Below are 13996 nucleotides of genomic sequence, written 5' to 3' on the forward strand. Positions count from 1 at the left end.
GCGGGTTTTACGCGTATAGACTCTCGATGGCAATCGTTTTCTTTCAAAGCCAATATGCCGTATGTGCGATGCGGATAACCCGAATGCGGCAATCCGATGACATCCGCCGATGCGATGCTCAACGCATCCTTTCACTATCGGTTTGCCATCGGTAAGCCGCTTTTACGCGGGCGTTGCCCCGTTGCGCCGCTCAATGCCGGCGGCTGGCGGCAAGCCATTCGGCTTCGAGCGCATCGATGAGCTCGCCCACCGTAAGTCCGGCGCGGCGTCTGCGCGCAAGCGCCGCACCCTGGCCGGACCACAGGGACAAATAATCGCTTTGCCCGGCGCGGCCGGCTGTCTGACGCAGCTCTTGCGTCAACGCGTTCTGCACGGGATACGGAGCGATGCGTTCCGCCACCGCGCCGAGCCGGCTCATCAAACCGTTCCGTATACCGCGCGCATGGCGGCCGGAGATGGCGCGCGTCACCGTGCTCGAGGTGTCTTCGCTTTCGAGGATGCGTGCCTTCCATGCCTGCGGAATCGGACATTCGGCGCAGGTCAGAAAGGCGGTTCCGATCTGCGCGGCCTGGGCGCCGAGCGCAAGCGCGGCCTCGATGCCGCGCCCGTCCATGATGCCGCCGGCCGCCAATACGGGCACGTCGCCGAGCGCATCGACGAGCTGCGGCACGAGCGCCATCGTGCCGACGAGCGCATCCTCGAAGGCACCGATGAACGTGCCGCGATGGCCGCCGGCTTCGCCGCCTTGCGCGGCCACCGCGTCGGCCCCGGCATCGCGCCAGGCAACGCCTTCCGCGACGTGCGTCGCGGTGCCGATCACATAGCTGCCCGCTGCCCTCAGCCGCGCGACGTCGGCCGCGCTCAGCACATCGAACGTGAAGCTCGCGACGGGCACGCGCAATTCGATCAATGTCTCTAATTGCGCGCGAAAATCGGGCGCATAACGATCGAGCGCATGCCCGGGTGGCAGTCCGAGCTCCGCACGCAACGGATCGATGGCTTCGAGCGCGCGCCGCACCGTGGCTTCGTCGGGCGAGGCGGGCTGCAGCACGAACAGGTTCACGGCGAAGGGCCGCGAAGTCGCCGCGCGAATCTCGGCGACGGCCGCCGCGAGTTTGTCGGGCGACATGCCCGATGCGCCGAGACTGCCGAGCGCCCCCGCATTGCAGGCCGCCGCGACGAACGCGGGATTCGAGGCACCCGCCATCGGCGCCTGGACCACAGGCAAGCGCAAATCGAAACGCTCGGCAAGCGCGGACGGATAACGCGGCGTACTCATGGTCGATTCCCCTTTCGTTTCATGGCCGTCATGACCTCTGGCGGACGCTACGCGCTTACTCTACGCGCGCACGGCCCTCCCGAAAAATGAATAATCGAGATCGATTCGATCCAAAGGCAAGAACGATCGGCGGCCTATGATGAACACTGCGGTGAACACTGCGGCGAACAGTGACTGCGGCGACCGGTGGCTGCGCGGCACGGCTTTCGGCAAGCCGCCGCGAATAGTGACAAACTCTGGCGGCGCAGCGTCTCCGGTTGGGTGAAGCCGGACGAGCAACGAAACGATGAACGATGAATGACGAATGAGGAAACGACGATGACAGTGACTTCTCAATGGATCGAAATCGAGAGCGACGACGGCCAGCGCTTCGACGGCTACCTGGCTTTGCCGAGAGCGGGCCGCGGGCCCGGCGTGCTCATCGTGCAAGAGATTTTCGGCGTGAACGGACATATCCGCTCGGTCGCCGAGCAATATGCGCTCGCGGGTTATGTCGCGCTCGTACCCGACATGTTCTGGCGCACCCAGCGACGCATCGAACTAGGCTATGACGGGCCCGATCGGGACAAGGCGCTGTCGCTGCTGAAGTCGCTCGATATCGATCGCACGGTGGCCGATCTCGGCGCCGGCGTACGCGCCTTGAAAGCGCGCCCTGAACTGGCCGGCCCGGTCGCTGCGGTCGGCTACTGCATCGGTGGCCAGCTTGCGTATCGCATGGCAGCCCAAAGCATGACCGACGCGGCCGTCGCTTACTACGGCGGTGGAATCCAGAATCTGCTCGATCAGGCCGACAGCATCGACGTGCCGATTCTCTTTCATTTCGGCGATCGGGACACTTCGATTCCGATCGATGCCGTCAGAACGATCGAAGCGCGCTTCGCCGGCAAGGCGAATGCGGAGCTTCACGTCTATCCGGGCGCGGGCCACGGCTTCAATTGCACCGATCGCGCCTCGTACGATCAGCGCGCCTCCGCACTCGCGCTGGGACGCACGATGACGTTCCTGGCTACGCGTATCTGATCGACCGCACGTTGCCGGCGCGGCCCGCGAGAAAGGCTGCGCCGGCAACGGCGATAAGCCGGATGGAGCGCGCGCCGCCCGGCCGCAGGCCGCCCGCCCGGCTGCTGACGCCTGCTTCTCAGGCCTTCTTGTTATAAGCGCTGCACCACCCCTTGGCGTTGACCTGCTTGCCGCCGAACATCGGACAGGGCCCGTAGGCATCCGTCGCCTTGCCCTGGTAGAACGAGCAGTTGTTGCACTGCTCGCCGGCCTTGTATTTGGCGTACTTGGCCTTGTCCACCTTCGTTGCATCTTCCTTGTAGCCAAGCGCCTGAGCGGTGGGATCGCTCTCGGTGACTTTCGGCGCATCCGCCAATGCCTGACGCGACAGCGCGAGCGCCGAAGCGGCGCCGAGACTCGTGATCAAAAACGTACGACGAGATGATTTCATCAGGGGACTCTCCATAGTTGTAATGAACCACTTCGGGCGGCTGCTCTTGTGACAGCAGTGGCAGCATACAACGAAGCGAGCCATCTCCCGCGCAGTGCGGGCCATACTGGAGATCAGGGTTTGTGCCGAGCGGCGCTCAGGTGCGCGCGACGATCTCGCACACGCGCGCGGCGATGGCCAGACAAGCGGTGAGGCCCGGCGACTCGATGCCGAACAGATTGACGAGTCCGCGCACGCCATGCGCCGAGGGCCCCTGAATGACGAAATCCGCAGCCGGTTCGCCCGGACCGGACAGCTTCGGCCGGATACCGGCGTAAGCGGGCTGCAGCGCGTCATCGGGCAGCGCGGGCCAGTACTCGCGAATCGCCGAATAAAAGCTCTCGGCGCGGCGCGGATCGACGTCGTAGTTGATCGATTGAACCCACTCCACGTCGGGACCGAAGCGCGCTTGTCCGCCCAGATCGAGCGTCAAATGCACACCGAGCCCGGCTTCGTTGGGCATCGGATAAATGAGCCGCGAGAACGGCGCGCGCCCCGAGATGCTGAAGTAACAGCCGCGCGCAAAGTAAAGCGGCGGTACGTGGCGCGCATCGAGGCCGCGAATCTTTCGCGCGAGCGCATTGGCGTGGAGCCCCGCGCTATTGACGAGCGTTGCGGCAGACAGCACGCTCGGCGACGAACCGCCGACTTGCACGACGAAGCGCCCGCCGCTTGCGTCGATGGATTCCACCGGCGCATGAAACGCGCAGACGGCCCCGTTGCGCTCCGCGTCGCCCTGCAGCGCGAGCAGCAGTTGATGGCTATCGACGATACCCGTTTGCGGCGAAAACACCGCTTCGACGCATTCGAGCGCCGGCTCGAGCGCTTGTGCCTCTTCGCCCGTGAGCCGCATGAGATCGAGCACCCCGTTTTCCTTGCCGCGTGCGGCAAGCGCCGTGAGCTGGGGCAACTGATTGCGCGCGGTCGCCACGAGCAATTTGCCGCAACGCCGATGCGGCACGCCGCGCTCCGCGCAGTATTCGTACAGCATTTCGCGCCCGCGCACGCACAGCGTTGCTTTCAGGGAGCCGCGCGGATAGTAGAGCCCCGCATGGATGACCTCGCTGTTACGCGAGCTCGTGCCGGTACCGATGGCTTGCGTCGCCTCGAGCACGAGCACCTCGCGCCCGCGCTCGGCAAGCGCACGCGCCACCGCCAAACCAACGACGCCGGCGCCGATCACTACACATTCGATCTGGTCCATGTCTTCCGCCGCAGCCTGCCCCGATGCCCGTTCGCGTCAACTACCCGCTCGCGTATGTGCCCCGATAGGCAGGCGCTTTCGTGTGACCGCACATCGCCGCCGATGCGCCTCGTCCCGGCGATTGTACGACGCGCGCCCTGCGCGCGAGCGCATGCGGCGCATCGTCGGCCTCAAAAGCCGATCGGACGGCGGCGCGTGCTGCGATCGAGCCGGATGTCGTCGGCGCGGATCGCATCGCGCCCATCGACGCGCGCCGCGCCGAACCCTTGCAGAATCGCGCGGCGCATGTCGCGCGGCGAGCTCCGCTCCAACGCATCGAGCGCATCGTCGCCGAGCTCGGCCGGAAAACGCTGTCCCCAGGCATGCGTGCAGCGGATCTCGTCGTAGATGGCCTGCGCGATGCGCCGCGCGCCCGCCGAATCGGGCGGCGTGATCTCGTAGACACTCATGCGGCTCAGGATCGGCTCGGGAATACTGCGATCGTCGTTGGCCGTGGCGACCCAGATCACCTGCGCGGCGTTGATCGGAATTTCGGCGAATTCGTCGATGAACGACTGCGCCGTTTCGTGTTCGAGCAGCGCATACAGCGCGCCGAGCGGGTCGTATTGCGAGTCGCCGTTGGCCTTGTCGAGTTCGTCGACGACGATGACGGGATTCGCATAACTGCCGTTCACGAGTGTCTCGAAGACCTTGCCGGGCTTGGCGTTCTTCCATTGCGAAGAAGCCCCGGACAGAATCCAGCCCGCGGTGAGGGAGCTCATCGCCACGTATTGATAAGCGGTGCCGAAAAGACGCGCGAGCGCCTTGGCGAAATGCGTCTTGCCGATGCCTGGATCGCCGAGCAGCAGGATCGGCATCAGTTCGAGCCGGTCCTCGGTCTCGATGCAAAGCGCGATTTGCCGCCGCACGTCTTCGAGCGGTTCGGCGAAATTCGGCAAGATGTCGAGCAGCGCATCGATCGATGGCATCCGGTTCGGCTTCACACAAAAGCGCATATTGCCGACCTTCAGCATCTTTTCGTATGTCGTGCGCAATGCCTCGTTCGCGCTCTCTCCCAATTCGTTCAGCGCCGTCTCGACCTGATCCAGATCGTAGACTTTGCTGAACGAGGCGACCGCAAGTTCGTGCTTGACCATGGCTGTCGTCATCGCTCACCTCACTGTTGCGAATCTGCCCGCCGTCGGTCTTGGGTCGTCCCCCGGAACATCGGCGCCCTGAAGGCGGCGCGCATTTCGCTTGCTAGTTTCACAACGAGTCCAGTGTAGCGACGCAAGTTCCGTGCGCAAAGCAAGCAGCGGGCGCCCGTTGCTGCTAATAGCGCTGAAATGCCGTCCGATGCCTTAGGCGTAAGATGAGCGCTTGCGCCCGCGGCGACAAAAGGGGCGCGAAGGAGAGCTTTCGAATGGGATGCAAAATCGGTATCGCGGCTGGGTCGAGGCGGGCTTTGCGGTTCATCGTGTCGTGCGCCGTATGCTGTACCGCGCTCGCGGCGGCGGCGCAAACTGCCCCTGCCCCTCCGACGCAAACAGTACCGCCCGCACCCACGGTAGCCCCGGCACCGCTGCCCGCACCGGCGCCAGCCGTACAAGCACCGGCGCCGGCCGAGCCCACCCTCGTACAGTGGCGACTCGAGGTGTTGCGCGACGGCCGCGACGTGGACACGTTCGAAGGCACGACAGCCGTCGGCCAGGCCGTCACGGCCACGCATCATCACGAGGTCGTGCATGCCGTCGGTTGCAAAAATCAGCCCGATGCTCGCATCGATCTCGCGCGGACACTGACGGTTTCGCCTATCTCCGCCGAACCGTCCGGCATCACGCTTGCAATCGACGCTCAAGAGACGATCGAGGACGAGACGGCGCAACGCACGCCCGAAGGCTGCACGCTGCCGCCGCAGCCGCGGCGCCTGGCGGCCAATCATCCCGGCCTCGTCGTGGTGCCCGGCCAACCGGCAAGCTGGACCATCGTCGAGGCGCATCCGACGCTCGTCTATCGCGTGAGCGCGAGCGTGGCCTCCCATTGAGGACAATCGAGAAGCAGGAACAGCGTGCAATGCGAAATCCCGAAGAACTGCTACGCGAGGCGGCGGCGAGCGCCAACAAGGACTTCGTCGCGGTCAGCTGGAACCTGCACAAAGGGCGCTCGCCGCTCGGGTTCACGGCTTGGAAGGCCATGCAGCGCTGGGTCGAATCGACGCACGCCGACGCCTATTTTCTGCAAGAAGCGATGGCGCGCCGCATGCCGGGGCCGGTCCTCGCGACGAGCTTCGGCGCGCCCGTGCACGAACCGCTTTCCGACGTCTGGGAATGCCAGGCCACGGAACTCGCTCACGCGCTCGAGCTCGACATCGCGCTCGGCCCGAACGTGTTCAAGCCGTCCTGGCGCCACGGCAATGCGATTCTTTCACCGCATCCGCTCGATCTCGGCGGACGCTGGGACATTTCGGCGCATCGCTTCGAAAAACGCGGCCTGCTCGTCGCGCGCGCGGCGTTCGCGGGCCGCTCGGTGACGCTGCTGTGCGCGCATCTGGCGCTCACGCGCTCGGCGCGGTTGCGCCAGATGCACTGGATTGCGCATTGGATCGCGCGCGAGGCGCCGGACGGTCCGCTCGTGCTGGCCGGCGATTTCAACGATTGGCGCAGCGATTCGATTCCGCTGTTCCGCGAGCACGGACTGACCGAAGTCGCAACGGAACTCGGCGAGCCCGCGCGGACCTTCCCGGCATTTTCGCCCGCGCTCGCGCTCGACAAGATGTTCGTGCGCGGGCTGACACCGGTCGAATGGCTCGCTCCGACGCAGGAAACGGCGTGGCTCTCGGATCACCTCCCCTACGTTGCGCGGCTGCGGCTCGCCGAGTGAACCGGACGGCAACGGCACGCCAGTCGCCATGCGTCGCAACGACGCATTGAGCGCCGGCGCGCCAAGCGCGGTAAAATAGCGGATTCTGCGTCCGGCGACGCCGTTCTTGTCCAAGTAGCCATGAGCAATCTCAACTCGCAAACCGTCCTTTCCGTCCACCACTGGACCGACACGCTTTTCAGCTTCACCTGCACGCGCGACACCGCGTTTCGCTTCGAGAACGGCCAGTTCACGATGGTGGGGCTCGAAGTCGAAGGCAAGCCGTTGATCCGCGCCTACAGCATGGCCAGCGCGAACTACGAGGAAAACCTCGAGTTCCTGAGCATCAAGGTGCAGGACGGCCCGCTGACATCGCGCCTCCAACATCTGAAGGTGGGCGACCAGGTGCTGATCGGCAAGAAGCCCACGGGCACGCTCGTGACGGACAACCTGCTGCCCGGCAAGACGCTCTGGCTGCTTTCGACGGGTACGGGCCTCGCGCCGTTCATGTCGCTGATCAAGGATCCGGACGTCTACGAACGCTACGAGAAGGTCGTGCTGACGCATACCTGCCGCTTCGTGGACGAACTCGCGTACAAGGAATACATCACCGATCACCTGCCCGCGCACGAGCACATCGGCGATCTGGTCCGCGACAAGCTCATCTATTACCCGACGGTCACGCGCGAATCGTTCCATAACCGCGGCCGCATCACCGAGCTCATCGATACGCAAAAGCTCTTCGCCGATCTGAACATGCCGCCGTTCTCGGTCGAAAACGACCGCGTCATGCTCTGCGGCAGCCCGCATATGCTGCGCGACACGCGCGAACTGCTCGACAGTTTGGGGTTCAAGGAGGGCAGCAACAACGAGCCCGGCCACTACGTCGTGGAAAAGGCGTTCGTCGGCTGACGCCGGAGCAAGCTACCCGCTGAGCGCAAACCGGAGCCGAGGCTCCGGTTTTTTTTCGCCTTTCGTACCTCGTATCGGGCCGCCGAGGGGCCGGCGAGGGGGCGCCGTTGTTACTTTTGTTACATCCCGACACACGGCTCGGCGAGGTTTGTTCGTAGGAATTAGTCTTACATCTCAACGCGCGAAAAATGTCAATCGGTACATTAAGAACGTCGCCTAAGTCTTGTCAGGTCTGATCTTTTCCTAATTTTTGAGATATGATCGACCCGACCGGTGCCGGTAGGATGTAAACGATTTCTACTAGGAATTGTCTTGCTACAAGTTGTAAGTACCGTTACGGGCGGCGTCGGGATTTTCCGCGGCGCATGTGACGAGCAGTAGTTCGCCGTTTTCCAGCCGCTTAGCTTAGAAGAAGCCGTTTTCCGCGATGAGTGAACGTCCGATCGATTTCCCGCGCGACGACGAGAGCATGGCCACCTCGATGGCCTGCTCTTTCGAGGCGCCCCTCCCGCCCGATCCGGCCGGCCCCGCAGCCGTGGGGGAAGATGTCGCTGCTCTGAAAAAACGCCTGCGCGAGCTTGCCGGCGAACTCGTGCTGGCCTGTGAAGCGGCCCGCGAGCATCTCGCACGCGAGCTGCATGACGGCGTCGGCCCCGAGCTGACCGCCGCGCGCTTTGCGCTTGCGGGTGTGCAGCCGAGCGTGACGGCCAAGCGCGACGTCTGCGCAACCGAGGCGTTCGCCATTGCGCAACGCTCGCTCGAAGCCGCCTGCGAAGCCAGTCATCGTATCGTCTCCGATCTGCACGCACCGCACTTCGAGGGCGGCATCGTGGGCGCACTCGCTCACTGGACGCATGCGTTCACCGAACGCACGGGCTTGCGCACGAGCGTCGTGTGCGCCGCCGATGTTCGCCTCACTCAACTGCCGCAAGGCGCGGCGCTCGCCGTCTTTCGCGTGGCGCAAGAAGCGTTGAGCAACGTCGCGAAGCACGCTCTGGCCTCGTGCGCGGACGTGCGCATCGAAACGGATGCGCGCTACCTCACGCTGATCGTCAGCGACGACGGGCGCGGCATCCGGCGCCGCCGACGCTCCGATCGGGTACGGACGGTGGGCTTCGGGCTCGCAGGCATGCGCGCACGCTGCGAGGCCTTCGACGGTTCGCTGCGCGTCGTCACGCGCGGTGCGCCCGCAAGCGGTTCCTCCAGGGCCTTCGCCGATGGCTTGCCGCAAGGCATCGGCGAAGGTCCCGGTACGACGGTACGCGCGCGTTTTGGCTGGGACGCGATCCTGGAAGCACGCGACGCCCGCGCCGATGCGGGCGGCTTGGCGACGAGGCAGGCCACATGACACTACGCATCATGCTCGCCGACGACCATGCGATCGTGCGCCAGGGCGTCCGGCAGCTTCTGCTCAATCACAGTGTGGCGCGTGAAGTCGTCGAAGCCGACAACGGCGCGCAGGCGCTGATGGGCGTGGATGCCGGAGAGCCATTCGATCTCGTACTGCTCGACATTTCGCTGCCGGACATGAACGGTGTCGAGGTGCTCAAAAGAATGAAACGGCGCGCGCCGCGCACGCCCGTCATGATGTTCTCGATGTTTCGCGAGGATCAGTACGCCGTGCGCTCGCTGAAGGCCGGCGCGTCGGGGTACCTCTCGAAGACGGTGACGGCGGCGCAGATGATCGAGGCGATCCGGCAAGTCGCCGCCGGGCGCAAGTACGTGAGCCCGGCGCTCGCCGAAGCGCTCGCCGAATACGTATCGTTCGACGGCGACCAGCTCCCGCACGAAAAGCTCTCCGACCGCGAATATCAGACGCTTTGCATGCTGGCTTCGGGCAAGCGGCTGACCGACATTGCCCATACGCTCTCGCTCTCGGTCAAGACGGTCAGCGTCTACCGTACCCGGCTGCTCGAAAAAATGAAGCTGCGCAACAATGCCGAGCTGACCTACTACGTGATGAGCAACCGCCTCGTCGACTTCAATCCGGTCATGAACAGCTGAATCGGCATCTGTCGCGCCAGCGCGCACCATTTCAGTGCGTTCGCACTTCCTCGGTCCTAGCGATTATTCTAGTTTTCTGACGAGTCTCCAATCCAGCCAAGGCCGATCCGCTAGAATTGCGGGTTTTCACGGTGGCCGGCACACGCACCTTGCCGGTGCATTTCGGAGATTCGCCTTCATGTCCCTCTTCCGCAAAAAGAACGTCGAGCAGATGATTGCCGGCGCTGAGCGCACCGGCCTCAAAAAGGCGCTCGGCGCGCTCGACCTGACGTTTCTCGGCATCGGCGCCATCATCGGCACCGGCATCTTCGTGCTGACCGGCACGGGCGCCGTGCAAGCCGGCCCCGCGCTGATGATCGCGTTTTTGATCGCCGCCGTCGCCTGTGCGCTCGCGGGTCTCGCGTACGCCGAATTCGCTTCGACGATTCCGGTGGCGGGCTCGATCTATACGTACTCCTACGCCACGCTAGGCGAGCTCGCGGCCTGGATCATCGGCTGGGACCTGATGCTCGAGTATGGTCTCGCCACCTCCGCGGTATCCGTCGGCTGGTCGGGCTACCTGCAGTCGCTGCTCGCCGGCTTCGGACTCAAGCTGCCGCTGGCCCTGAGCGCCGCACCCGGTACGGTGCCGGGCGCGGTGACGCTGTTCAATCTGCCCGCGTTTCTCGTGATGATGGTGATCACGACGCTGCTGTCCGTGGGCGTGCGCGAATCGACGCGCGTGAACAACGCCATGGTCGCGATCAAGGTGGCCGTCGTGCTGGCCGTCATCGCGGTGGGCGCATTCCATGTGCAGCCTGCCAACTGGCATCCGTTCATGGCAAATGGGTGGCACGGCGTATTCGGGGCCGCGGCGGTGATGTTCTTCGCCTTCATCGGCTTCGATTCGGTCTCCTCGGCGGCCGAAGAGGTCAAGAATCCGAAGCGCGACTTGCCGATCGGCATCATTGCCTCGTTGGCCGTATGTGCCGTGCTCTATGTCGCCGTGGCAGCCGTCGTGACGGGGATCGTGCCGTCGGCGCAATTCGCGGGCATCTCGCATCCGGTCTCCTACGCGCTGCAAGTGGCCGGCGAGCGATGGGTGGCCGGCTTCATCGATCTCGGTGCGGTGCTCGGCATGCTCACCGTCATTCTCGTCATGAGCTACGGGCAAACGCGCATCATCTTCGCGATGTCGCGCGACGGCCTGTTGCCGAAGTCGCTCTCGAGCGTTCATCCGCGCTTCGCGACGCCGTTCAAGACGACCTGGCTCGTGGGCCTGTTCTTTGGCCTGATCGGCGCGCTCGTGCCGCTCGATGTGCTCGCCGAGCTCATCAACATCGGCACGCTCGCGGCTTTCTCGATGGTGTCGATCGCCGTGCTGATCCTGCGGCGCACCCACCCGGACCTGCCGCGCGCATTTCGCTGCCCCGGCGTGCCGGTGCTGCCGCTGCTGGCCGTCGCAGCGTGCGTGTTTCTGATGGTGAACCTGCAGTGGATCACCTGGGCCGCGTTCCTGATCTGGCTCGCTCTGGGTCTGTTCGTCTATTTCGGCTATTCGCGCCGCCGTTCGCATCTGGCCCCGGTACCGCGCTGATACGCGCGTTCTTGCGTTGCGCCCCGCCCCGAGCGGGGCGGCGTCGCGCCGCAGCCAATTCGCGGAACCGCCCTGCCTCACAAGGTACATAATGGAAGCGGCCGGCCGGTGGCTCGGCCGCCCTTTGGACTTTCACGAGAGGGAGGCAATGCAATGGAATCGACGCACAGCTATACGCTGCCCGTACCGCCACAACGCGCCTGGGATGCACTGAACGATGCGCAAGTCCTGCGCGCATCGATCCCGGGATGCGACCATCTCGTTGCGGATGGCGAAGAAGCGTTCGCCTTCGCCGTCAATACGTCGCTGGATGGGGTCAAAGCGCGGTTCACTGGTCATATGCGAATGATCCGTGGCGAGGCCCCGCGCGCCTGCACGCTGCGTTTCGAAAGCGAGGCCGGCAGCGAGGCTGGCGCAGTAGGCAGCGCCCACCTGGAGCTCGAAGCCGATGGCGAAGCGTCCACTACGTTGTCGTGCGTCTCGCGCGGCTCGACGAACGGCACGAGCGGCACGGTAATGAAAGTGGCCGACGAATTCGTCAAGCGCTTTGCGGCCCATGTGACGAGCGACGGTGCCGGCGCCGAAAGCGATGCACCCCAGCCCGGCGACCCTTCGGTCCAGCATGCGGCAGTGGCGGAATCGGCGCCTACCGGTAAAGGCGCCAAATCATGGAAGGCCTGGAAGGCCTGAATCACCCGGCGTTGAATGCTTAAAAATCAATTGGCCGGAAGCAGCGGGTAAGGCGGATGCCCCGCCTCACCCGACCCCGTTTGCCGTTGCGTGGAATCGGGCGCGTCAGCAGGCGAAGCTTCGTCCGCATCGCTCGCGCCGCTTTCGAGCCGATAGAGCCAGGCGAGCAGCTCCGCCACGGCTTGATAGAGTTGCGGCGGGATGCGTGAGTCGAGGTCGACCTGCATCAGCAACGACACCATCTCGGGCGAGCGGTGAACGTAAAGCCCGGCTTCCTCGGCGCGCTGCACGATCATGTCGGCAAAGAGCCCGTAGCCCTTTGCGATGACGCGCGGCGCGCTATCTCCCGACTTCGCGTCATAGGCGAGCGCCGCCGCGCTCTTGCGCGTCGTGCGGCTCATTCCCCGCTCCAATCGAACGGATCGCCGAACAGACGATCGAGCGGCGAATGAGGCGCGCGCGCCGCCGAAGACGGTGCCGCCGTTCCCGCGGGCGCACGTTCCCATTGATCGCCGGCCGAAGCCGTGTCGTGTACCTGCGCCTCGGCCGCCGTCGCCGCAGCACGGGCGTACGCCGAAGTGGCGGCCTGCCCGGCGCCGCTCGCGGCACCCGCCGCCGGTCCGCCGATCTCCCTCACCGTGAGGCCCGCGAGCTCGATACCCGCCGCCTCGAGCCTGCGCCCGAAGGCCGCGCCGCCCGTCGCGAGCCGGGCCGCACCCGCTGCGCTTGCCTGAACCCGGACGATCAGTTGGGAACCGCGCAGCATGAGATCCGCGTCCACCGTACCGAGCGTGGGCAACGTCAGCGTGAGCCGCGTGCGCCACGCCTGCTCGCTATCCGCATCGGCCTCGCCCGGTCGCCCGCGGCGCGGGTCGTCGGGCTCGATCGTCCAGTCGAGCTTCGCACCGGGCCACACCTCGCCGCTCCAGCGAAATTGCTCCGTCGCGAGCAAATCGAGCTGCTGCCGCACGAGCGGGATCGTGGCGGGATGAATCGACGCCGCAATCGAGCCCGGCGCGCCATCGCCCGCTTGCAATGCGCGCGCGGCCGAGCCGGTTTGCGCCTGCGCCGCCTTGTCCGAATCCGAACCGACCTGTGTCGAGATGCCAGGCACTTGCCGCGCACCTGCGTAGGCGGCCGCATCCGAGCGCGCCTGCGAGGCGAGCGCCGACGCCAGCAATTGCGCGGCAGCCGCGTGCCCGGGCATGGGCATGCCGGACAAGCCCCCGTCCGGCGCCGCGCCGCCCCATCCGGAAAGTTGCGGACCGGCCGAGACGAAGCCGGCGTCGTCGGCATCGCTCCAGTCGAGCGAAAGCTGGGAGGTCTCGGCGGCAAGCCGCGCTTGCGGCTCCTTGAGCAGTGCCTCGGCGGGATAGCCGCCGCTCAGCCACTGCGCCAGATGGGATTCGTAGAAGAGACCCGTTTCGGCGACGGTGCTCGCCAACGCACTGGCGAGCGCGGCGACGGGCAAGTTCGCCGCCGATGCAACGAGAGCAACCGAACCGGACGATGCGGGGGCATCGGCGGTGAACGCCCCGCTCGCGCCTGTCTGAGCAGCCGAGCCGCTTCGAGTATCGGCCGCGGCGGCTGGCTCGCCCGCTGTCGCCATCGCCGTCGCCGTCGCGGCGAAGAGTCCTTCGGGCAGACCCGCTTGCGCATCGATGGCCGGCGGCGCCGGCCAGATCGGCGTCTCGCCGAGCACGGCCGGCGTAGCCTCGCCGCCGATTCGCGAAATGGCGTCGAGCGTCAGCGCGACTTCGGACAACGTGGCTTGAGCCGAGGCCGGCAGCGGCGTATCGACGAGCGGCGCACCCAGCGTGGGGGCCGCGCTCATATCGCTCGCCTGCGTGGACGCGCCTGTCTGGGCGGCGGCCGTGCGCGAGCCCGCAGCGACACTGTCGATGAGGCTGTCGATGCGGCTCGCCAGCACCGTGGCCAGCCTCGAGTCGATTCCTGTCATGCAGGGTCCTGAGCTGCCCCGTCGCCGCACGAGGCGGTACGAAG

Annotated in this window: 14 protein-coding genes; 8 read left to right on the forward strand and 6 right to left on the reverse strand. The window is 65.6% G+C overall.

Going from position 1 to position 13996, the window contains the following annotated elements:
- Positions 1 to 190 precede the first annotated feature (190 nt).
- A complete protein-coding gene (locus tag VGL01_RS16815; RefSeq protein ID WP_331571272.1) occupies positions 191 to 1279 on the reverse strand; it encodes an NAD(P)H-dependent flavin oxidoreductase in 1089 nt (362 codons plus the stop codon).
- A gap of 324 nt (positions 1280 to 1603) precedes the next feature.
- Here VGL01_RS16815 and VGL01_RS16820 point away from each other — a divergent pair, with 324 nt between their 5' ends.
- Entirely contained in the window at positions 1604 to 2299 is a 696-nt protein-coding gene (locus tag VGL01_RS16820) for a dienelactone hydrolase family protein (RefSeq protein WP_331571339.1), read from the forward strand.
- Positions 2300 to 2417: 118 nt separating this feature from the next.
- Here VGL01_RS16820 and VGL01_RS16825 read toward each other — a convergent pair whose 3' ends face one another.
- From VGL01_RS16825 to VGL01_RS16835, 3 genes are all read right to left on the reverse strand, one after another.
- Positions 2418 to 2729 carry a high-potential iron-sulfur protein gene (locus VGL01_RS16825; RefSeq protein ID WP_331571274.1) on the reverse strand — a complete coding sequence of 104 codons (312 nt, stop codon included), beginning with the start codon at positions 2727 to 2729 and terminating at the stop codon, positions 2418 to 2420.
- Between the two features lie 136 nt (positions 2730 to 2865).
- On the reverse strand, positions 2866 to 3972 hold the full coding sequence (locus VGL01_RS16830; protein ID WP_331571276.1) for an NAD(P)/FAD-dependent oxidoreductase: 1107 nt from the start codon (positions 3970 to 3972) through the stop codon (positions 2866 to 2868).
- A 170-nt stretch (positions 3973 to 4142) separates the two neighbouring features.
- The gene (locus VGL01_RS16835) at positions 4143 to 5120 is read right to left on the reverse strand and encodes an AAA family ATPase (RefSeq protein ID WP_331571278.1); all 978 of its coding nucleotides are present in this window, start codon (positions 5118 to 5120) and stop codon (positions 4143 to 4145) included.
- 254 nt (positions 5121 to 5374) lie between these two features.
- Between VGL01_RS16835 and VGL01_RS16840 the strand changes: the two genes are divergently transcribed.
- The 7 genes from VGL01_RS16840 to VGL01_RS16870 all read left to right on the forward strand — a co-directional run bounded on the left by VGL01_RS16840 (position 5375) and on the right by VGL01_RS16870 (position 11992).
- Complete coding sequence (locus VGL01_RS16840) at positions 5375 to 5995, forward strand: hypothetical protein (protein ID WP_331571280.1); 621 nt, start codon at positions 5375 to 5377, stop codon at positions 5993 to 5995.
- A 29-nt stretch (positions 5996 to 6024) separates the two neighbouring features.
- Positions 6025 to 6831 (forward strand): endonuclease/exonuclease/phosphatase family protein, encoded by an 807-nt coding sequence (locus VGL01_RS16845; RefSeq protein ID WP_331571282.1) that lies wholly within the window; start codon positions 6025 to 6027, stop codon positions 6829 to 6831.
- Positions 6832 to 6951: 120 nt separating this feature from the next.
- Positions 6952 to 7722: a ferredoxin--NADP reductase gene (locus VGL01_RS16850; protein WP_331571284.1), complete on the forward strand. Its 771-nt coding sequence runs from the start codon at positions 6952 to 6954 to the stop codon at positions 7720 to 7722.
- Between the two features lie 469 nt (positions 7723 to 8191).
- The gene (locus VGL01_RS16855) at positions 8192 to 9070 is read left to right on the forward strand and encodes a sensor histidine kinase (protein WP_414720285.1); all 879 of its coding nucleotides are present in this window, start codon (positions 8192 to 8194) and stop codon (positions 9068 to 9070) included.
- The gene (gene rqpR / locus VGL01_RS16860; RefSeq protein ID WP_331571288.1) at positions 9067 to 9726 is read left to right on the forward strand and encodes a response regulator transcription factor RqpR; all 660 of its coding nucleotides are present in this window, start codon (positions 9067 to 9069) and stop codon (positions 9724 to 9726) included. Before VGL01_RS16855 ends, rqpR begins: the two co-directional genes overlap by 4 nt.
- 178 nt (positions 9727 to 9904) lie before the next feature.
- Entirely contained in the window at positions 9905 to 11302 is a 1398-nt protein-coding gene (locus VGL01_RS16865) for an amino acid permease (RefSeq protein ID WP_331571289.1), read from the forward strand.
- 153 nt (positions 11303 to 11455) lie between these two features.
- Positions 11456 to 11992: a CoxG family protein gene (locus VGL01_RS16870; protein WP_331571290.1), complete on the forward strand. Its 537-nt coding sequence runs from the start codon at positions 11456 to 11458 to the stop codon at positions 11990 to 11992.
- A gap of 26 nt (positions 11993 to 12018) precedes the next feature.
- On the opposite strand, the gene VGL01_RS16875 is transcribed toward VGL01_RS16870, so the two are convergent.
- Both VGL01_RS16875 and VGL01_RS16880 read right to left on the reverse strand, forming a co-directional pair.
- Complete coding sequence (locus VGL01_RS16875) at positions 12019 to 12393, reverse strand: EscU/YscU/HrcU family type III secretion system export apparatus switch protein (RefSeq protein WP_331571292.1); 375 nt, start codon at positions 12391 to 12393, stop codon at positions 12019 to 12021.
- Complete coding sequence (locus tag VGL01_RS16880; protein WP_331571294.1) at positions 12390 to 13952, reverse strand: flagellar hook-length control protein FliK; 1563 nt, start codon at positions 13950 to 13952, stop codon at positions 12390 to 12392. Before VGL01_RS16880 ends, VGL01_RS16875 begins: the two co-directional genes overlap by 4 nt.
- Positions 13953 to 13996 lie beyond the last annotated feature (44 nt).

It is taken from the genome of Trinickia sp., from assembly GCF_036503415.1.
Lineage (GTDB): Bacteria > Pseudomonadota > Gammaproteobacteria > Burkholderiales > Burkholderiaceae > Trinickia.

What these genes read in the sequence shown, in the direction of transcription:
- VGL01_RS16815 (WP_331571272.1), bottom strand. Translation starts at nt 1,279, where the DNA reads ATGAGTACGCCGCGTTATCCGTCCGCGCTTGCCGAGCGTTTCGATTTG.
- VGL01_RS16825 (WP_331571274.1), bottom strand. Translation starts at nt 2,729, where the DNA reads ATGAAATCATCTCGTCGTACGTTTTTGATCACGAGTCTCGGCGCCGCT.
- VGL01_RS16830 (WP_331571276.1), bottom strand. Translation starts at nt 3,972, where the DNA reads ATGGACCAGATCGAATGTGTAGTGATCGGCGCCGGCGTCGTTGGTTTG.
- VGL01_RS16835 (WP_331571278.1), bottom strand. Translation starts at nt 5,120, where the DNA reads ATGACGACAGCCATGGTCAAGCACGAACTTGCGGTCGCCTCGTTCAGC.
- VGL01_RS16840 (WP_331571280.1), top strand. Translation starts at nt 5,375, where the DNA reads ATGGGATGCAAAATCGGTATCGCGGCTGGGTCGAGGCGGGCTTTGCGG.
- VGL01_RS16845 (WP_331571282.1), top strand. Translation starts at nt 6,025, where the DNA reads ATGCGAAATCCCGAAGAACTGCTACGCGAGGCGGCGGCGAGCGCCAAC.
- VGL01_RS16850 (WP_331571284.1), top strand. Translation starts at nt 6,952, where the DNA reads ATGAGCAATCTCAACTCGCAAACCGTCCTTTCCGTCCACCACTGGACC.
- VGL01_RS16855 (WP_414720285.1), top strand. Translation starts at nt 8,192, where the DNA reads ATGGCCACCTCGATGGCCTGCTCTTTCGAGGCGCCCCTCCCGCCCGAT.
- rqpR (WP_331571288.1), top strand. Translation starts at nt 9,067, where the DNA reads ATGACACTACGCATCATGCTCGCCGACGACCATGCGATCGTGCGCCAG.
- VGL01_RS16865 (WP_331571289.1), top strand. Translation starts at nt 9,905, where the DNA reads ATGTCCCTCTTCCGCAAAAAGAACGTCGAGCAGATGATTGCCGGCGCT.
- VGL01_RS16870 (WP_331571290.1), top strand. Translation starts at nt 11,456, where the DNA reads ATGGAATCGACGCACAGCTATACGCTGCCCGTACCGCCACAACGCGCC.
- VGL01_RS16875 (WP_331571292.1), bottom strand. Translation starts at nt 12,393, where the DNA reads ATGAGCCGCACGACGCGCAAGAGCGCGGCGGCGCTCGCCTATGACGCG.
- VGL01_RS16880 (WP_331571294.1), bottom strand. Translation starts at nt 13,952, where the DNA reads ATGACAGGAATCGACTCGAGGCTGGCCACGGTGCTGGCGAGCCGCATC.